20 protein-coding genes are annotated in these 20,411 nt (G+C 27.9%); 1 reads left to right on the top strand and 19 read right to left on the bottom strand.

Going from position 1 to position 20,411, the window contains the following annotated elements:
- Positions 1 to 10: 10 nt before the first annotated feature.
- The 15 genes from prmA to gpr form a co-directional block, all read right to left on the bottom strand.
- The gene (gene prmA / locus AC4FQV_RS00990; protein ID WP_491163877.1) at positions 11 to 952 is read right to left on the bottom strand and encodes a 50S ribosomal protein L11 methyltransferase; all 942 of its coding nucleotides are present in this window, start codon (positions 950 to 952) and stop codon (positions 11 to 13) included.
- 201 nt (positions 953 to 1,153) lie between these two features.
- A complete protein-coding gene (locus AC4FQV_RS00985; protein WP_491139326.1) occupies positions 1,154 to 1,510 on the bottom strand; it encodes a GntR family transcriptional regulator in 357 nt (118 codons plus the stop codon).
- Positions 1,511 to 1,512: 2 nt separating this feature from the next.
- Positions 1,513 to 2,679, bottom strand: a complete 1,167-nt coding sequence (locus tag AC4FQV_RS00980) for a hypothetical protein (protein WP_491163874.1) — start codon at positions 2,677 to 2,679, stop codon at positions 1,513 to 1,515.
- Positions 2,680 to 2,693: 14 nt separating this feature from the next.
- The gene (locus AC4FQV_RS00975) at positions 2,694 to 3,521 is read right to left on the bottom strand and encodes a hypothetical protein (protein WP_491139328.1); all 828 of its coding nucleotides are present in this window, start codon (positions 3,519 to 3,521) and stop codon (positions 2,694 to 2,696) included.
- Positions 3,496 to 4,200 (bottom strand): ATP-binding cassette domain-containing protein, encoded by a 705-nt coding sequence (locus AC4FQV_RS00970; protein ID WP_491163872.1) that lies wholly within the window; start codon positions 4,198 to 4,200, stop codon positions 3,496 to 3,498. The genes AC4FQV_RS00975 and AC4FQV_RS00970 overlap by 26 nt, the downstream gene beginning before the upstream one ends.
- 135 nt (positions 4,201 to 4,335) lie before the next feature.
- Entirely contained in the window at positions 4,336 to 5,490 is a 1,155-nt protein-coding gene (gene dnaJ, locus AC4FQV_RS00965; protein WP_491139330.1) for a molecular chaperone DnaJ, read from the bottom strand.
- Between the two features lie 115 nt (positions 5,491 to 5,605).
- Positions 5,606 to 7,456, bottom strand: coding sequence for a molecular chaperone DnaK (gene dnaK / locus AC4FQV_RS00960; RefSeq protein ID WP_491139331.1), 1,851 nt, complete (start codon positions 7,454 to 7,456; stop codon positions 5,606 to 5,608).
- A 53-nt stretch (positions 7,457 to 7,509) separates the two neighbouring features.
- The gene (grpE, locus tag AC4FQV_RS00955) at positions 7,510 to 8,139 is read right to left on the bottom strand and encodes a nucleotide exchange factor GrpE (protein ID WP_491163868.1); all 630 of its coding nucleotides are present in this window, start codon (positions 8,137 to 8,139) and stop codon (positions 7,510 to 7,512) included.
- Positions 8,140 to 8,168: 29 nt separating this feature from the next.
- Positions 8,169 to 9,188 carry a heat-inducible transcriptional repressor HrcA gene (gene hrcA / locus AC4FQV_RS00950; protein ID WP_491139333.1) on the bottom strand — a complete coding sequence of 340 codons (1,020 nt, stop codon included), beginning with the start codon at positions 9,186 to 9,188 and terminating at the stop codon, positions 8,169 to 8,171.
- A gap of 195 nt (positions 9,189 to 9,383) precedes the next feature.
- The gene (hemW, locus tag AC4FQV_RS00945; protein ID WP_491163866.1) at positions 9,384 to 10,517 is read right to left on the bottom strand and encodes a radical SAM family heme chaperone HemW; all 1,134 of its coding nucleotides are present in this window, start codon (positions 10,515 to 10,517) and stop codon (positions 9,384 to 9,386) included.
- Positions 10,518 to 10,647: 130 nt separating this feature from the next.
- Positions 10,648 to 10,917, bottom strand: a complete 270-nt coding sequence (locus AC4FQV_RS00940) for a hypothetical protein (protein ID WP_491163863.1) — start codon at positions 10,915 to 10,917, stop codon at positions 10,648 to 10,650.
- A gap of 198 nt (positions 10,918 to 11,115) precedes the next feature.
- Positions 11,116 to 12,918, bottom strand: coding sequence for a translation elongation factor 4 (gene lepA, locus AC4FQV_RS00935; protein WP_491139336.1), 1,803 nt, complete (start codon positions 12,916 to 12,918; stop codon positions 11,116 to 11,118).
- Positions 12,919 to 13,038: 120 nt separating this feature from the next.
- Positions 13,039 to 13,401: a sporulation-related protein NgaS gene (locus AC4FQV_RS00930; protein WP_491163859.1), complete on the bottom strand. Its 363-nt coding sequence runs from the start codon at positions 13,399 to 13,401 to the stop codon at positions 13,039 to 13,041.
- Between the two features lie 59 nt (positions 13,402 to 13,460).
- Positions 13,461 to 14,540 carry a stage II sporulation protein P gene (locus AC4FQV_RS00925; protein ID WP_491163857.1) on the bottom strand — a complete coding sequence of 360 codons (1,080 nt, stop codon included), beginning with the start codon at positions 14,538 to 14,540 and terminating at the stop codon, positions 13,461 to 13,463.
- 108 nt (positions 14,541 to 14,648) lie between these two features.
- Positions 14,649 to 15,626, bottom strand: a complete 978-nt coding sequence (gene gpr / locus AC4FQV_RS00920; RefSeq protein WP_491139339.1) for a GPR endopeptidase — start codon at positions 15,624 to 15,626, stop codon at positions 14,649 to 14,651.
- A 195-nt stretch (positions 15,627 to 15,821) separates the two neighbouring features.
- On the opposite strand from gpr, the gene rpsT reads away from it, so the two are divergent.
- On the top strand, positions 15,822 to 16,085 hold the full coding sequence (gene rpsT / locus AC4FQV_RS00915; RefSeq protein ID WP_491139340.1) for a 30S ribosomal protein S20: 264 nt from the start codon (positions 15,822 to 15,824) through the stop codon (positions 16,083 to 16,085).
- Between the two features lie 95 nt (positions 16,086 to 16,180).
- On the opposite strand, the gene holA is transcribed toward rpsT, so the two are convergent.
- From holA to spoVAD, 4 genes are all read right to left on the bottom strand, one after another.
- On the bottom strand, positions 16,181 to 17,227 hold the full coding sequence (gene holA, locus AC4FQV_RS00910; RefSeq protein ID WP_491163855.1) for a DNA polymerase III subunit delta: 1,047 nt from the start codon (positions 17,225 to 17,227) through the stop codon (positions 16,181 to 16,183).
- Positions 17,228 to 17,270: 43 nt separating this feature from the next.
- Positions 17,271 to 18,926: a ComEC/Rec2 family competence protein gene (locus AC4FQV_RS00905; RefSeq protein ID WP_491163852.1), complete on the bottom strand. Its 1,656-nt coding sequence runs from the start codon at positions 18,924 to 18,926 to the stop codon at positions 17,271 to 17,273.
- 65 nt (positions 18,927 to 18,991) lie between these two features.
- Positions 18,992 to 19,357, bottom strand: a complete 366-nt coding sequence (gene spoVAE / locus AC4FQV_RS00900; protein ID WP_491163849.1) for a stage V sporulation protein AE — start codon at positions 19,355 to 19,357, stop codon at positions 18,992 to 18,994.
- A gap of 35 nt (positions 19,358 to 19,392) precedes the next feature.
- A complete protein-coding gene (gene spoVAD, locus AC4FQV_RS00895) occupies positions 19,393 to 20,409 on the bottom strand; it encodes a stage V sporulation protein AD (protein WP_491163844.1) in 1,017 nt (338 codons plus the stop codon).
- Positions 20,410 to 20,411: the final 2 nt, after the last annotated feature.

Below are 20,411 nucleotides of genomic sequence, written 5' to 3'. Positions count from 1 at the left end.
CCTTACTAAATTATTTTAACTTAGCAACAATACAGTTCCATTCTCCATCTTTATTAACTTCAATAACTTCAAAACCTTCTTTTTCTAATTTATCAATGACCATTTGTCTTCTTTCATGTATTATACCTGAAGTTATAAAAATACCATCTTTATTTAATGCTTTTTTAACATCTTCTACTAATATACAGATTATTTCAGCTATAATATTTGCAACAACTATATCAGCTTTTCCTTCTACAACATCTAAAAGATTTCCGTATAATACTTCTATGTTATCAACATTATTAAAAGATATATTTTCTTTAGCTGAGTCTACAGCAACTGGGTCTAAATCAACTCCTATAACCTGTTTTGCACCAAGCTTAGAAGCCACTAAAGCAAGTATTCCTGAACCTGTTCCAATATCAAATACAGTAGTATCTTCTTTAACATATTTATCTAAAGCTTGAACACACATTCTTGTAGTTTCATGGTCTCCAGTACCAAAAGCCATACCTGGGTCTAACTCTATTACCATTTCTTCTTCCCTTGGTTCATACTCTTCCCATATTGGTTTTATAACTATCTTATCTCCAATTTTTATTGGCTTATAATACTTTTTCCAATTGTTAGCCCAGTCTTCTTCAAACATTTTTTCTGCTTCAACTGTTCCTTCGCCAACATCTAATCCTGATTCTTTTAATTCCTTAACTTTTTCCTTAACATAAGCTATTACTTCATCAATATTATCTTCTTCTGAGAAATATCCCTTAACAACAGCAACCTTCCCCTTATGTTCTAATATATTTATATCTGCAAAGTCCCAAGTTAAAGGTCCTTGTTCTCTTCCTAATATATCATTTGGATCCTCTATAGCGACCCCTTTACAATCTAATCCGTAAAATATTCCTGATATAGGTTCTAAGGCCTCACTTTTAGTTATAACTTTAACTTCAATCCAAGTTCCTTCCATTTATGTATCAATCCTTTCTTATGCTACTTTGACTAATAATTTATTTTACACTTTAGTGTATTATCTGTCTAGGTTATAATCCTTATTATATTTATATACTTTGTTAATCTTTTCAAAAATAAATATTTATGTTTATTATCCCATATAAAAAAATTAAAGGCTATAGTCTATTATTGACATAACCTTTAAACTTAATCTTATTTAATATCTATCTTTAATAATTTCTAAAACTTCTTCCTTAGTTAAATTTATAGCCTTCATATTTTTAATAAATGTATCTAAGGAATCATCTAAAAGTTCTTTTCTAATATTTTTTAATATTTCTTCATTAGTTGTTATTGTACTTTGTTTATTTCTTACAGTATCTATAAGCCCCATATTTTCCATATCTCTATAAGCTCTTTGTACTGTATTTGGATTAACCTTTAACATTTCAGCAAGCTCCCTCCTAGAAGGTATCTGCTCTCCTGGTCTTAAACTTTTTCTGACTATTGATTCCTTCACATGTCTTATTATTTGTAGATAAATCGGCTCCCTATCATTTACTTCAAAAAACATTTTTAATTACCACCTATTATTTCAATACTACCTAAATATCCTGTTACTATTTCTCCTATATAAATCGGATTCTTACTAGGTATATCTATAACAGCTATATATCTAGAATTTTTCTGCTCCTTCTCATTATAATCTATAAAATTTATTATAAGCTTATCTTTATCAATTATAAAAGTTCCAATAGAACTAATATTTACTCCTAACCTTTCTAACCTTTCATTTTCTACAATATCCTTATATAAAACAAAATCTTTTTTTTCAGTATCAAATACTATAGCTGATGTTTTATTATTACAAGTTTTAGTTAAATATATTTTACCATAAGCTTTAAAAACATCTCCTATAATATCTCCTTCACCTTCAAAGTTATTAAAGTCTTTTAAAGTCTTTTCATCTACATTATAAACATTAAATTCTCTAGTATCTGAATTTACTTCAACAATAGTACCATCTATATAATTAACTTCATTAATATCTGTAACAATTCTATTTACTCTATAATAAGCTTTATTTAAATCATGTTTTTCTAAAGAAGCAAACTCATTCTCTACTAAAATAACATTAAAGTCTTCTTTATTTATATTTAATTTATCTCCTAAATTTAAATTTCCTACTAAGTTTAACTCCTTTTCATTTAAAGGAATTTCTCCAAATATAAGACCATTACTACCATTAAATATTATATTTATTTTTCCCTCTTTATAAGAAACCTTATCTATATTACTTGTTTTTATAAACTCCTCTGTTTTAACTTCAAAGAACTCATAAATATTTTCTTTTTTATCCTTAAGTCTAACCTCTAATTTAGGTACAACAGAATCATATTTCACATTAACATTAACCATAACTTCATCATTTTCAAAAAATGTATTATTTGTTGGATATATTCCTCTAAAGAATTTTTTATCTTTTAAAACATCTATTCCATTATAATACCTTTCATTTATGGTATTTAAATTTTTAGTTGATTTAGAGTTAATAACAATATCTTCTTCATATATATCCTTATCTTTAAATAAGACTATCTCAAAATTTCCAAGATTACTTTTATCTCCATAAACAGTTTTAAAATCTATAGAAGAAGAATTAATATAAATATATATTGAAACAACACTTAAAAAAGTGATAAAAAATACAATTGATAAAATTAAAGGAATTCTTTTTTTCATAACTTTCACCTCTCCTATACATGAACCTTTCTTTCAAGTAAATATTTAGAACCAAAAAATCCTATTAAATTATATAAAATAGCTATTATTGTAAACCAAAGAAAAGTTTCAAATCTAAATAAACTTAAATATTGTGGTAGGAAAAGAGAAATTATTAAAAATGAAATTCCAATTATAATACCTAATATACCTCCCTTTATTCCAAAACTTCTTTCTAATAATATAAAAAGAAAAGTTAAAAGTATCATTGCTATGAAAAATAATAATTGAGTTATTATATTAGTAAAACTATTTGGTATAAGTCCATAAAAGATATTTATAGTTTTATTTATTATATCTAAAAACCCTTCCTTAACTATTGCATCATGAGGCACCATAAAATTAAATATAATATAATCTATAACTACTCCTAATAATTGAAAAAATACTAAAGCTAAATAATAAAATGAGGCTGATAAAAACTTATATGAAAGTATATACTTTTTAGGTATAGGCAAAGTTAAAAGAGTATATGCACTTTTATTTTCTCCTTTAAACTCTCCAATCCACAAATACATACAATATAAACAAAAAGAAAGTAATATTAATAAAATTAAAAGCTTACTACTTGCTTGATTAAAAAAATCTCCAAAACTGCCAAAAGGAGAAAATATTTGTATAGCACCTATTCCCTCTGTTTTTTCTAAATATATATTTAAATTTTTATTTAAATTATATATAAAATACAAAATACTAAGTGCCATAATTCCTAAAGAAGAGCCTAAAGTTATTTTTAAATCTCTTAATATTTCTAAATTTAAAAGATAAAATGATTTTTTAAGATTCCCTTTCTTCACTTTCATATACCTCCCTTATTTTTTCTACCATAGAAATTCCCTCTCTTTCTTTTTCCTCTTCAACATAAAACTCACTCTTAACTATTCCATCACTTAAATAAATAACTTTATCAATTATATTTTCAACTTCTTTTAATTCATGAGTTGTAAGTAAAATACATATGTTATCATCTATATATCCTATTAAAGATGCAATAAACTTCTCCCTAGTAAAAATATCTATTCCTGAAAAAGGCTCATCTAAAAGTAAGTACTCTGGATTTCTAGCAAAGCCTAAAATAAGTTTTACCCTTGCAATATTTCCCTTAGAAAGAGTATTTATTTTTAATTCATCCTTTAACTTAAAATCATTTAACATAGAATACGCTTTTTCTTTATCCCATCTTTCATAAATATTTTCCATATACTCAAAGGCATCCTTTATGGTCATATTTCCATAAGTATTTATTACATCTGGAACAAAAGCTAATTTTTCATAAGTTTTATAATTTACCTCCTCTCCATCTAATAAAACTTTCCCAGAATCTTTTTTAACAATATCCATTATTATTTTTAATAAAGTTGACTTTCCTTCTCCATTTAAACCTACTAGAGCTGTTATCTCTCCTTTTCTAGCTTTAAAAGAAACATCTTTCAAAACTATTTTTCTTTTAAATTTTTTCTTAACGCATTTTACTTCTAACAAAAAATCACCCCTTAACTATAGTGTATTATTATATTAATACACTAATACTATCTGTAGTGTATCATAATAACTTATTTTTGTAAATAAAATAAAAAAATACTCTAGTTATATATTAACTAGAGTATTTAAAATTTATTATTTTTTCTTTTTAAATTTTGAGAAAAATCCTTCATCTTTCTCTTCTGTGCTATCTATATTTTCCCCAGAAGCTCTCATAAATTCTTTTAAAGCTTCCTCTTGTTCTTTATTTAAGTGTTTTGGAACTTCAACTATCATATGAACATATTGATTTCCTCTTCCACCACCATTAACAAAAGGAACTCCTTTTCCTTTTAATCTAAACTTAGTTCCAGGTTGAGTACCTGCAGGTACTTTATATTTAACATTGCCATCTACTGTAGGCACAGTAATTTCAGCTCCTAAAGCTGCTTTAGCCATACTTATTCTATAGTCATAGTAAATATCAGAACCTTCTCTTCTAAATATCTTAGAAGGTGCTACATTTACTCTTATATATAAATCTCCAGCAGGGCCGTTATTAGCTCCTTGTTCCCCTTGTCCTCTTAATGGTATTATGTTTCCAGTATCTACACCAGCTGGTATCTTAACTGTTATCTTTCTATGCTTCCTAACAGTTCCTTTACCCTTACAATCTGGACATGGTTCTTCAATTATTTTTCCTGTTCCACCACATTGGTCACAAGTTGTTGTAGATACAAAACTTCCTAATGGAGTTTGTCTTTGTACTCTTATTTGTCCTGAACCATTACATTTTGGACAAGTCTTAGGAGAAGTACCAGGCTTAGCTCCTGTTCCATGACAAGTTTCACAGTTTTCTGTTCTAGTAATTGATATTTCTTTTTCACAACCAAAAACAGCTTCTTCAAAAGTTATATTTAAACTATATTCTAAATCAGCACCTCTTTGTGGAGCATTTTTTCTTCTTGAAGAACCTCCACCAAAGCCACCGCCAAAGAAAGATTCAAAAATATCTCCAAAGCCACCCATTTCAGAGAAATCAAAGCCACCAGCGTCAAAACCGCCACCGCCAAAGCCACCACTTCCATCAAAAGCAGCATGACCGAATTGATCATATTTAGCCTTCTTTTCTGGGTCCTTTAAAACATCATAAGCTTCATTTACTTCTTTAAAATTTTCCTCTGCTTCTTTATCTCCAGGATTTCTATCTGGATGATATTTCATAGCCATTTTTCTAAAAGCTCTTTTTATCTCATCATCTGAAGCACCTTTTTTAAGTCCAAGCACTTCATAATAATCTTTTTTAGCCACTATCTTTCACCACCTATAAGTTTACTTATAAAAAGGGAAGACTATCTTGAGCCTTCCCTCTATTGATTACTTTATTATTATATCAAAGCTTTAAGTCTTGTGATAGTTTTAATTATTATTTATCATCTTGAACTTCAAAGTCAGCATCTACAACATTGTCATCATTGTTTCCGTTTGATGCATTAGCTCCACCCATGTTGTTTGGGTCAAAGCCTTGACCTTGTGCTCCACCATTTTGTTGATATAATTTTTCTGATACTTTATAGAATGCTTGAGTTAATTCTTCCATAGCTTTCTTTATAGCTTCTATATCTTCGCCATCTTTAACTTTCTTAACAGCTTCTATTTTAGCTTCTATTTCTGATTTTTCTTCAGCTGAAACTTTATCTCCAAGCTCATTTAAAGTTTTTTCTGTTTGATAAACAGTTTGTTCAGCATTGTTTTTAACTTCTATAGCTTCTTTTCTCTTCTTATCTTCTTCAGCAAATTGTTCAGCTTCTTTTACAGCCTTATCAATTTCAGCATCACTTAAGTTAGTTGAAGCTGTGATTGTTATGTTAGCTTCTTTTCCAGTAGCTTTATCTGTTGCAGAAACTTTAACTATACCATTTGCATCTATATCGAAAGTAACTTCGATTTGAGGGATTCCTCTTGGAGCTGGAGCAATTCCTGATAGAGTAAATCTACCTAAAGTTTTGTTATCAGCAGCCATTTGTCTTTCACCTTGTACTACATGAATTTCAACTGAAGTTTGATTATCTGCTGCAGTTGAGAATATTTGACTCTTTCTTGCAGGGATAGTTGTATTTCTTTCGATTAATGGAGTTGCAACTCCTCCTAAAGTTTCGATTCCTAATGTTAATGGAGTAACATCTAGTAATAATACGTCTTTAACATCACCAGTTAAAACACCAGCTTGTATTGCAGCACCCATTGCTACACACTCATCTGGGTTAACTCCTTTTGAAGGCTCTTTTCCAGTGAAGTTTTTAACAGCTTCTTGAACTGCAGGTATTCTTGTTGATCCACCAACTAAGATTACTTTATCTATGTCATTTAATGAAACGTTACCTGATTTTAAAGCTTCTTTCATTATGTTTATTGTTCTTTCAACTAAGTCATGAGTTAATTCATTGAATTTAGCTCTTGTTAATGTCATATCTATGTGTTTTGGACCAGTTGCATCAGCAGTTATAAATGGTAAGTTTATTAATGTTTGAGTTGATGATGATAACTCAATTTTAGCTTTTTCTGCTGCTTCTTTTAATCTTTGAAGAGCCATTTTATCTTGTCTTAAATCTATTCCATTTTGAGCTTTAAACTCATCTGCTATATAATCTATAATTCTTTGGTCAAAGTCGTCTCCACCTAATCTAGCATCACCATTTGTTGATACAACTTCGAATACTCCATCACCTAAATCTAAGATAGATACGTCGAAAGTACCACCACCTAGGTCATATACTAAGATTTTGTGTGCATTATCCATTTTATCTAATCCATAAGCTAATGATGCAGCTGTTGGTTCGTTTATTATTCTCTTAACATCTAAACCAGCTATTCTACCAGCATCTTTAGTTGCTTGTCTTTCAGCATCATTGAAGTAAGCTGGAACTGTGATAACAGCTTCTGTTACTTTTTCTCCTAAATATGCTTCAGCATCAGCTTTTAATTTTTGAAGTATCATTGCTGATATTTCTTGTGGTGTATAATCTTTTCCATCTATATTAACTTTGTAGTCAGTTCCCATGTGTCTTTTTATTGACATTATTGTTCTATCTGGGTTTGTAATTGCTTGTCTTTTAGCAACTTGACCTACTAATCTCTCTCCATTTGCTTGGAATGAAACTACTGATGGAGTTGTTCTTGCACCTTCTGAGTTAGTGATAACTACTGGTTCTCCACCTTCCATAACAGCTACACATGAATTTGTTGTTCCTAAATCTATACCTATTATTTTACTCATTGAAAATTCCTCCTCTATAAATATCTATATATAATTTGTCAAATTCTAATTAATTATTTAGTTACAGTTACCATAGAATGTCTTATGACTTTATCCCCTCTTTTATATCCCTTTTGGAATACTTGGGCTACTTCATTTGGTTTTGCTCCTTCTTTTTCTACAACCATCATAGCTTGATGTAATTCTGGGTCAAAACCATTTTCTGTAGATATTTCTTCAACTTGAAGTTTATCTAAAGCATCTTCAAATTGTCTTACTGTCATTTCAACACCTTTTTTAAGGTCCTCAACAGTTCCATCTACATCTAAGGCTCTTTCTAAGTTATCTAAAACTGGAAGCATTTTTACTAAAACATCTTCACAAGCATCAGTATATATTCTTTCTTTTTCTTTATCTGTTCTTTTTCTGTAGTTTTCATACTCTGCAGATATTCTTAATAATCTATCTTTTAAGGCCTCTAATTCATTTTCTAGTTTCTTTGTTTTATTTTTAAACATATTATTTTCTTCCTTTAAAGCCTTTAATTCTTCAAAATCTATAACTTTTTCATCAGCCTTAATATCTTCTGAAACTTCTTCTACCTCTTCATCAATATTAGGATTTTCAGCCTTTGTTTCTTTGTCTAATTCCTCTTTGATATTATCATCCTTTAACTCTTCGTTAAAATCTTTATCATCCACCATAAAGCAGTTACACCTCTTCTCTTTATTTACTACTTATTTTTTAAGGTTTCATTTAATTCTTTCATAACCTCAGTCATGATTGCTAAAACCTTAGAATAATTTATTCTTCTAGGCCCTATTAAAGCTATTGTACCTAAAGATCTATCTCCTACATGATAACCAGCTGATATAATGGAACATTCCTTAGCCTCTGGGACAAAAATTTCATCTCCTATTTTTACAGTCATATCTTCACTATCACTTATAAGTTCTGAAATACTTTTCTTATCATGTAAAAATTCTAAAATTTCCTTAGCTTTATGAATATTATTATATTCTGGATAATTTAATATATTAATTGCTCCCTCTAAGAATACCTCAGATGTTTCATCACCCTTTAAGCTTTCATAAAGAGCTGGTAACACAGCATTTACTATATCTTCATATCCACTTAAAGCTTTATTTAAGTTACTTATAACCTCTAAGTTTATTTGCTCAATAGTAAGGTTTTTAAGCCTTTCAGTTATTATCTTACTAATTTTAATAAGTTCTTCAGATATAGGTACGCTCCTTACTTTTATAACTGTATTTCTTATAACACCACTATCTGTTACTAATACACATAAAATACTTAAATCATCAACCTTCAAAAGTTGTATAGACTTAACAAAACTTTTATGCACAGAAGGTGCTTTTACTATACAAGTCATTTTAGTAAGTTCTGATAGAAGAGCACTAGTTTGCTTGATTATTTTATCAACTTCATACAATGTACCATCTATTATTGAACTTCTAATAAGACCTTCTTCTTCAGAAGACAATCTTTCAAATTCAATCATTCTATCTACATATAATCTATATCCTCTGCTTGATGGAATTCTTCCTGCCGAAGTATGAGGCTGTTCTAAAAATCCCATATCCTCTAAGTCAGCCATTTCATTTCTTATTGTGGCTGAACTTACTCCAAGATTATATTTTTTAGCGATAGTTCTTGAACCAACGGGTTCTCCTGTTGATATATAGTCTTGAATTATAGCTCTTAATATTTGAAGCTTTCTATCATCTATCACTAATCTCACCTCTTTATTAGCACTCACTATCAACGAGTGCTAACTAGTACACTATTAATATATTACCTTACAAGTTTTTTGTCAATCCCATTTTTTATCATTTTAAACCAAATTTTTGATTTTTATAATGTTTATTCTACTCTTTCTTCTATTTTCTTTTATTTTCTTTAAGTTACATACAAATTTACTTTATGTTTATAAAAGAAATTCAGCCATTATAATATTAGATACTTCAATGCCCTTTTCACTTAAATAAAGCCTTCCATTCTCCCTTATTAAAAGCCCTCTATTTATATACTTATTTATTATTTCACCATATACTAAATTTATATTCATTTTAAATCTTTCTTCAAATTCTTTTTCTTTAATTCCTTTAATCTTTCTAAGGCCCATAAACATAAATTCTTCCATATTATCTTTTAAAGAATTGTTTATTATTTCTTCAATAGCTTCTCCCTTTTCATTTATTGAATTTATATAATTTTCTATATTACTTATATTCTTAATTCTTTTTCCATTAATATAAGAAGCTGAAGATGAACCTAATCCTATCCAATTTTTCATGTCCCAATAAGCTAAATTATGTCTACACTCCATTCCCTTTTTAGAATAATTAGAAATCTCGTATTGATTAAACCCCTTGCTTTTTAAATAACTTTTACAAAAATCATACATCTCTCTTTCTTCTTCTTCACTAGGTAAATTTAATTTATCCCTTTCATATAAGGTATAAAAAGCTGTTCCTTCTTCAATTATTAAGCTATAAGCTGAAATATGTGTAGGATTTAAAGATACTACTTCCTTTAAAGTTTCCTTAAAATCTTCCACACTTTGATTAGGTAATCCAAACATTAAATCTACATTTATATTTTCAAAGCCAGCCTCTCTAGCTTTTAAAAAGTTTTCCTTAAAACTATCATAATTATGTATTCTACCAATCTTTCTTAATAAATTATCTTGCTTAGCTTGAAGTCCCATACTTATTCTATTTACTCCATATTTTTTCATAACTTTAAGCTTCTCATAAGTCAAATTGCCAGGATTACATTCTATAGTATATTCAACATCATAAACTATATTTAATTCTTTAATACTTTTTAAAACCTCTTCTAATTCATCACAATTTAAAACACTAGGAGTTCCACCTCCTATAAATATAGTTTCAATCTCAAAATTTTTATTTTTCTCTTTAAAAATTTTTATTTCCTTTTTTAATGCTTCTATATAATCTTTTCTTAAATAATCCTTTCCAGCAAAGGATGGAAAATCACAATAAAAACACTTTTGAGCACAAAAAGGTATATGTATATATAAAGAAATTTGTTCCATATCTTATTTCCTCCAAAATTCATTTAGACTAAAAAGTCTTTCTTATATATTATAATAAAAAAAGTCATGAGTGAATAAACTCACAACTTTTACTTTATTTCTTAAAATTTAAATACTTAAAATAGTTATTTTAAATTTCTCTTAAATTTATATTTATAGCATTATGAATTAATATATCTCTTTGAACCTCTATAATTGAAGTATTTATTTCTTCTCCTTCTAAATAAACATTTATATTGCTATGTTCTCCATACTTAGCTAAAAATTTATCTAAGTCTGAAATTTTAAGACTTATACAAATATTCTCTCCATTTTTTCTATTTATAACACCAGTTGCTCTTCCATTATTTCTAAATTTCCTATTCTTTATTTTAGGATCTCTTTTTTCAGCCTTTATCATAAAAACTCAACTCCTCTACATAAGTTTTATTAATTTACTATAAATATATGGAGTATCTTTCCTTTTAATGACTAAATAAAATATATTTTAAATATAAATTTTTTCCTAAAATTTCTTATATACTATGATTTTTAAATAAACTTACAATAAAAAAAAGCAAGAGTAAATAAATTTCATTTACTCTTGCTTAATAGATAATTAATCAACCTTTAATACTGACATAAATGCCTCTTGAGGAACTTCAACTGTTCCTAATTGTCTCATTCTCTTCTTACCTTCTTTTTGTTTTTCAAGAAGTTTTTTCTTTCTTGAGATATCTCCACCATAACACTTAGCTAATACGTCTTTTCTCATAGCCTTAACAGTTTCTCTTGCTATAATCTTTGAACCTACTGCTGCTTGAATTGGTACTTCAAACATGTGTCTTGGAATTATCTCCTTAAGCTTTTCTGCAATAGCTCTACCTCTATGATAAGCCTTAACTTCTGGAACTATCATAGATAAAGCATCTACATTATCTCCATTTAATAGAATATCTAACTTAACAAGCTTTGATTGTTCATAACCCTTTAATTCATAATCTAATGAAGCATATCCTCTTGTCTTTGATTTAAGAGTATCAAAGAAGTCATAAACTATTTCATTTAGTGGAATTTCATAGTGTATAACAACTCTTGTTTCTTCAAGATATTGCATATCTATAAATTTACCTCTTCTATCTTGGCATAATTCCATTACCGCACCAGTGTAATCTGTTGGAGTTATTATGGAAGCTTTAACAACTGGTTCTTCCATATATGCAATTTCTGTCATTGGTGGAAGATTTGTTGGATTTGTTAAATCAAAAGTCTCTCCATTTGTTTTAGTTACTTTATATATAACTGATGGTGCTGTTGTAATTATGTCTAAGTTAAATTCCCTTTCAACTCTTTCTTGGATTATTTCCATATGTAATAATCCTAAGAATCCACATCTAAATCCAAAGCCTAAAGCTACTGATGTTTCAGGTTCAAAAGATAAGGCAGCATCATTTATTTGAAGTTTTTCTAAAGCTTCTTTTAGCTCCTCATATTTTGCTCCATCAACTGGGTATATACCTGAATAAACCATTGGAATTGCTGGTTTATATCCTGGTAAAGCTTCTGCTGTTGGTCTAGCTGCTTCAGTTATTGTATCACCAACTCTAGCATCTCTAACATTTTTTATTGAAGCTGTTATATATCCAACTTCTCCTGCACTTAATCCTTCTTTTAGGGGCATTAAGGCAGGTGTAAACACTCCTGTTTCAACAACCTCATAAACCTTATCTGTTGACATTAATTTAATTTTTGTTCCTGGTTTAACTTTACCATCTTTAACTCTTATATGACATACAACACCTTTATAACTATCATAATATGAGTCAAATATTAAAGCTTTAAGAGGTGCATTTTCATCTCCTTCTGGTGCAGGAATTTTTTCAACGATTTCTTCTAAAACATCTTCTATATTTAATCCTGTTTTAGCTGATACTAAAGGTGCATCTTCCGCCTCTATTCCTATTACATCCTCTATTTCCTGCTTTATTTCATCTGGTCTAGCACTTGCTAAATCAACCTTATTTATAACAGGTACTATTTCTAAATCATTATCTAAAGCTAGATAACAATTTGCTAAAGTTTGAGCTTGTATTCCTTGTGTAGCATCTACTACTAAAATAGCACCTTCACAAGCTGCTAAACTTCTTGAAACTTCATATGTAAAGTCTACATGACCTGGAGTATCTATAAGATTTAATATATATTCTTCGCCGTTCTCTCTCTTATAGATAAGTCTTGCTGCTTGAGACTTTATTGTTATTCCTCTTTCTTTTTCAAGCTCCATAGTATCTAGTACTTGCTGTTCCATTTCTCTTTGAGTTAATGTTCCAGTTTTCTCTAAAAGCCTATCCGCTAATGTTGATTTACCATGATCTATATGAGCTACGATTGAAAAGTTTCTTATATACTTTTTTTTATCCATATCTAAACCTGCTCTCTAAACTATTTAAAAAGTTTTTGAACAGTTTTCACCCCCACATTGTAGAATAAGTCAAGTTACATTATATCACAAAGCTAAGGGAAACTGTCAATATTCTTTAAATTACATTGTTACATACCTTCCTATAAACTCATTTACATTTAAAATTAAGGTATTTATTAAATTAAAGGTACCAATTAAAATATTACCAAACAAACTTTTATTTAAATTTAAAGTATGTTCTTTAAAAACCAAATAAAACTCATCTTTGTTTTCATATATTTTTACTGGACTATTATCTTCACTAAATATTGTTAAATCCATTCCTGTTTCTTCTTTTATTTTTTCATAATCTACCTTTTCACTTAACTCATAATCTTTATTATTAAAAGCCTCTGTGTTTTCAATATTAATTCCTATAACTCCCCATAATATTATTGATATAAAGAGGATAAAAAGAGTAGAATAAATGATAAATTTCTTCAAAACAAAACACCCCCATAGAACTACTATCTATAAGGATGTTCAAAATTCTTTTATTTTATTCACTTTTTCCTATTTAATTCCTCTGCTATTAATCTAGCTATATATTTTGCTGTAGCCTGTGCTTCCTTAGAGGTATTAACCTCTGCACCAACTTCAATAAGCATAGAATTCTTACTAAAGTCTTGATTAAAGGCATTTCTTCCCCTATCATACTTATAGGTTTCCTGCATTCTTAAAATATTTGGGAAAAGTTCATTAGCTTTATTAATAAATCTATAAGCTAAAGCTTCAGCTTCATTAAAATATTGATTATTTTTAGTTGTAACAAACATAATTTTTGCTAAGTTTTCTCCATTTATATTAGCAGTTAAATTCTTTTTATTACGTTCTCCAACAGAATCTCTATGAATATCTATTATTAACTTAAAATCAGGATATTCACTAGTATATTTTTTCACAGTTTCTCTTGATTTATTATAAGACTGTTCATAAGAAACTGAATGGTTTGTTTTATCATGTATAACTGATATTCCATAATTCTCCTGTAATTCTTTTGCAACTAAAGTTCCTACTCCAACTACATTATTTTCTTCATTATTTGAAGTTCTTTCTTCACTATATCCTTCTGAATTATGAGTATGATATATAAGTACTTCTGGCTTAGATTGGTCTAACTCCTTCTTTAAAGTTGGGTCATAAACTTCATTATTTTTACTTGCCTCTAATTGATTTTTATTAATTTCTTCATTAGAAACTATATCTATGCTTTCTTTATTTAAATCAAATGAATCTACTTTCTCACCTAATGAATAATCAAGCTTATCAATTGAAGTAATTTTTTCTACTGCATCAAAATATGGAACTTCTTTCATAACAATTTCCATAGGCTCTATTGGTTTTATATTTAAAGTTTCTAAAGCTAAACTCTGTAATGTAATATTGCTTTCTAAATAAGCATTTTCATCATAATATGTTCCCTTTGCAACAGGCATTCCTGCATTTAAAAGTTGTATATATGATAAATTTTCTCTCATATCTTTACTTGCTGCAATTTTCATAAATCTAAACATAAATAATATAAGTAAAGATAAGAGAATAATCATCCCTATAGGTATCTCTCTCTTATTAATACCTCTCACATTATCCCCTCCCTCATATTTTCATTTATATGAGGGTATGTTAATTATTATGTTACTCTATTTATATTTTTCTCATATTAATTTTTAAATTGCTTTTTACAGAAAGCTTTAATTTAAGAATTTATTTATGTCCTCTAAAATCATATTAGGTTGTAATGAAATATTTATACCATTTGCTATAATCTTTGAAACAGATTCTATTATGTCATCTATTTCCTTTGGTGTAACCATTAAATCACCTACATAAGGATTTAAAAGAGTTTTTATAAGAACTCCCTTTTCATTTTTATCTATTTTATTTAGTAAATCATAAAACTCTTTTCCATTTTCAGCTTGATTTATCATTTCATCTAAAACCAAATCCATAGCATCATTTGCAATAGTAGCTGCATCTACAACAGTAGGAACTCCTATAGCAATTACAGGTATTCCTAAATTTTCTTCATTTATTTTCATCCTATGATTTCCAACTCCAGCTCCTGGTGATATTCCAGTATTGCTTATTTGAATTGTTCTAGCAACTCTTTCAAGTTTTCTTGAAGCTAAAGCATCTATACAGATTACCAAATCTGGCTTTATTCTCTCTACTAAAGATTTTATAATTTCTCCTGTTTCAATTCCAGTTATCCCCAAGACCCCTGGTGCTATAGCACAAACTGGTCTTACAGAATCATCTATAATATCTGGCATAACTTTTCTTAAATGCCTAGTTACCATCAATTTACCTACAACCTTAGGCCCAATAGCATCTGGTGTAACATTCCAGTTTCCTAACCCTACTACTAAGGCTGTTCTTTCTTCTGAAAGTTTAATAAGTTCTTCTAAAGATGAGGCAACTACATGAGATACTTGATCCATAATACCTCCATCATAATGAGTATATTCAGGAATATCTATAGTAACATATCTACCTATAGGTTTTCCCATTGCCTTAGCACCTTCTTCATTTAATATATCAACATTTGTTATTTTTATATCATCTTCTACTGTTTTTTCTTCAAAAACAACACCTTCAATATCTCTGTTATATCTATGCTTATAAATCTCCCTGCTTTCAATGGCTAAATCCGTTCTTACATTATACATTTTTCCACCTCTTTTTAATTTAAATTTATATATTATATATAATATCCGTAAAAATGATAATTATGTCGATAAAGAAGAAAAAAGACTTGAACTTATATATTTATGATGTTATAATTACCTTTGTTAATAATGAACTCGTACGCAGATTCCCCAAAACTGCAGATACGCTATAAAAGTTGAAGGGGGTGAACTAGAATGGCAAATATTAAATCAGCAAAGAAAAGAATAAAAGTTACTGAAAAGAAAACTTTAAGAAATAAGATGATTAAGTCAGCTCTTAAAACTGCTATAAAGAAGTTTGAAGTAGCTGTTGAAGCTAAGAACAAAGCAGAAGCTGCAACTTTATACGTTGAAGCTGCTAGAGCTTTAGATATGTCTGCTTCTAAAGGAGTAGTTCATAAAAACATGGCTGCTAGAAAGAAATCAAGATTAGCTGCTAAGTTAAACGCTATGGCTTAATTATATGGGTGTTAGAATTTCTAACACCATTTTCTTTTATTAGAAGTATTTCTAAAAGAAAAAAATCCAGATTAGATTTTCTAATCTGGATTTTTTTATATTACAGTACTCACAATCATAAGTTCAAGTTCAGTTTTTTTATTTAAATTAGAATTGCTTTTAAGCTTTTTCTCAGTATATAAACAAAGTTTAATACATTTATTAAGTTGAGCAGTAGAGAATTTCTTGCTTTGATTTACAAACTTCTCTATAACAAAATCAGGTAAATTAGTCTTACTATTTTCTAAAAAGTCCTTTTTTATCTCATGTAAGTTATATTTTTCAGAAAGTCTAACCTTTACTCTATGTAATTTTTGAAATTGTTCTCTTATTTGACTTAATATAAATATAGGGTCTTGCCCTCTTCCTACAAGTTCATCCATTAAATCTATTGCTTGTTTTGCTCTTTTTATTGATATTAATTCAACTAAATCAAAAATATCATCTTCATATCTAGGAGGAAGTAACAATTCTATATCTTTTCTAGTTATTTTTCTATCCCCTACATAATTTACAATTTTATCAACTTCTCTTTCTATGACATCAAAATTATTTTCTACAGAATCACAAAAATATTTTAATTCTATTTTTCCTATATCCTTATTATACTTTTGAAAAATCTTACTTACTTTCTGCTGAAGCTTTACTCCCTTTAATTTTTCCACAGAAACTATGCAACAACTTTTTTCAAGTTTTTTTAGTTTACTCAATCTACTTACCCTATCTCTTTTATCTTTTAAGGTTGTATAAGCTATTAAAACACAATGCTTTGGTGTATTTTCAAAATACTCTACACATTGTTTATATAGTTTTTCAGTTTCCTTATCCTGTTTGTCTCTAAATATATTAGTTCTACTTAAAACAACTACTTTTCTTTCGCTAATAAAAGGCAAAGTTTCACAAGCATTCATAAATTCATCAAAAGTAAAATTATTTCCATCTAACTTAATTAAATTTAACTCTTTAAAGTTTTCATCTAAGACATTATTAATTATATTATCAATTCCCTCTTTAATTAAAAGTTCATCTAATCCTACTAGTATATAACTATTTTCTATCTTTCCCTTTTTTAAATTTTCATATAAACCTTCTAAATCTATCATTAAAATATCAACCTTTCAAATCCCAGATACTTATTTACATAAGTTAAAGTATATACGCACTTTTCCTTTGAATCAAATCAATTATATCATAATCCCTATTCTCTGGCATTAAAGTTACACTTTTAAACCCCTCCTCTATAGCTAAAGAATATTTAGTAGAAATTTTAAAAGACAAATCTTCCTTAATATAAAAAACATCATTTATATAATTATCTTTCATTATTAATTTTTTAAAATAATCACTATTATTATTTACTAAAGCAACTTTCTTAAATCCTGACTCTATTATAATAGCTTTATTCCATTTATTTTCTATGTATTTAATTTTAGAACCTAAGACATATAAATTTAAAATTAAAATAGGACATACTAAATAAACTCCTAACTTAAACTTCTTAAACCCTTTAAAACTCATATAAATACATAAAAACATTGTCATGTATGCAAAAGCAAAAATAGGAGAAGCATAAGGAGTAACCCAAGAAAATTTATTTAAAAATATCAAAATCCCCCTAAATACTAAAAATATAATGTTTATTAAAAAAACCATAAAACCTATGAAATTTGCACCAATTAAAATTGAAAACAACAATATTTGTAGTAAAATTACTATTATTGGTGTTATAAAAAATGTAGATATCAAAAAGTTTATTGAAAATTTTCCAAAACATATAATCAAAATAGGATATATAAAAGCTTGTGCAGATAATGATAAACTTAAATATTCGTTTAATCTTTTAGGTAAAATATAAAATGCTTTTAATAAAACATTATAAAATAATATTATTCCTAAAGTTCCTAAAAAAGACAATAAAAAGCCCAAAGAAAATAAATTATATGGTTTATATATTAATAAAATAACAGCACTTAAGGATATAGCACTTAAAGAGTCATAATTTTTAAAAAATCTTTTTGAAGCTTTTAAAATAGTTATCATAATTAAGGCTCTAATTGATGAACTAGAAGCTCCAACTAACAAAACGTATATTGAGCAGATAATTAAAGATAAACTCAAAGAAAACTTTTTATATATTAAAGAAAATAAAAGAGAAATATGAAAACCTGATATACAAATTAAATGAATTACTCCCATATCACTTAAATAATCTCTTTGTTGGTAACTTAAATTTTCTTTATCTCCCCATAATATAGAATTTAAAAGTGCACTTTCAGAAGGAGAAAATTCTTTATTTAAATTTTCATAATAATTTTTAGGTATATTTTTTATTTTATATACTAAGTCTTTTTCTTTTTTGATTACATCTTTTAAAAAAACCTTTCCTACAATTCCTTTCTCTAAATCTTTCTCTTTCTTAAACTTTAAAATCCCATAAATTTTCTCTCCATAATTTAACTCATGTCCACTTTCATTTTTTATTGAAACTATTCTGCCATCTATTTTCCCTAAAATTTTCTCCTCCTTAACTTCAGTTATTCTTATTTTTTCAATTTCATTATTTTCAAAACTTGGATTGTAATAAATATTACAACTTAAAATTGAAATTAAAAAAAATATAATAGCTATATAAAAATTATCTAAATCTAATAGGATATAAGAAAAAACAATTAAAGGTACAAGCAAAATAGCTGTACCTATAAAATTTAAAGTACTAAAATAATAAGTTATTACACCTATTATTGTAAATATACAAATTAATCCTAAGGGTCTATTTATTAAAATCTTTTCAAATTTTCTCATGAAAAAATCTCCTTAAAAATTCTTCTTTTTTAATTATTGACCCCCTAAGAAAAATTTAATCTTATTTATTTAGTTTTAGGATTAAATATTAAAGCCATTATATAACCAAAAAATATTGCTGCTGTTATACCACCAGAAGCTCCTTTTAATCCTCCTGTAAATGCGCCTATAAGCCCTTCTTTTGCAACTTCCTTCAAAGTAGATTTAGCTAAAGCATAACCAAAACCTGGCAATGGAACTGTTGCTCCTGCCCCACCTATACTAACTAACTTTTCATATATTCCTAAAGCACCAAGTATTGTTCCTATAGACACAAAAGCTACTAATATTTTAGCTGGAGTAAGTTTTGTTTTATCAATTAAAATTTGTCCTATTACACATATTATTCCTCCTACTAAAAAAGCATTTATATATTCTTGCAAAATCATCATCTCCCTAATTATTTAAGTAATAAAAATTTATATATCTAAACATTTTCTATAGCTACAGCATGAGCTATTCCTGGGATACTTTCTCCTTGCAAAGAAGATGTAGAACTTAAAAGTGCACCAGTAGATACTAATAAAACTCTTTTAAATTTTTTTTCTTTTAAAGACTTATAAAGATAGCCACAAGCTACTACAGCAGAGCATCCACATCCACTACCTCCTGCAAAGGTTCCTTGTTTTTCACAATCAAAAATTTCTTCACCACAATCTATATAAACATTGCTAATATCATAGTTATATTCCTTTAATAATTCCTCTGCTAACTTTTTCCCTACAGAACCTAAATCTCCTGTAGCTATAACATCATAATCCTCTGGTTTTCTTCCTGTATCAATAAAATGTTTATATATAGTATCTACAGCTGCTGGTGCCATAGCCGCTCCCATATTATCAGCATCTTTAATTCCATAATCCTTAACAATTCCTGTAGTTATGTATGTTATATATGGATAATCTCCCTCTCTTCCTAAAAGCATTGCACCAGACCCTGTTACTGTCCACTGTGAATACTCCTTTCTTTGGGAACCATATTCTAGAGGAAATCTAAACTGCCTTTCAGCAGAACTAAAATGAGAAGAGGTTGAAGCTATTGTATAATTTGCAAAGCCTCCATCTATGGTCATAGCTGCTAAGCTTAAGGATTCAGCCATTGTTGAACATGCTCCATAAACACCAAAGAAAGGAATTTTAAATTCTCTTGCAACAAAATTTGTAGATGTTAATTGGTTTAATAAATCTCCACTAAAAAGATAATCTATATCATTATCCTTAAGATTTTTGCTTTTCAAAACTTCCTCTATAGCATTTATCATTAAGCTACTTTCTGCCTTCTCAAAACTTTCGCAGCCATTACAATCATCTTCTAGTATCTTATCAAAATAATTTTTTAAAGGTCCCTGCCCTTCTCTAGGACCTACTATACTATAAGTTGATAATATTCTAGGCTTACTCTTTAAAAATACAGTTTGAGAACCTACCTTCTTTACATTACTCATAT

It is taken from the genome of Clostridium sp. TJA038 (assembly GCF_058310255.1).
The sequence above is the reverse complement of the archived record's forward strand: the minus strand, read 5'-3'. Positions and strand labels throughout refer to the sequence as shown.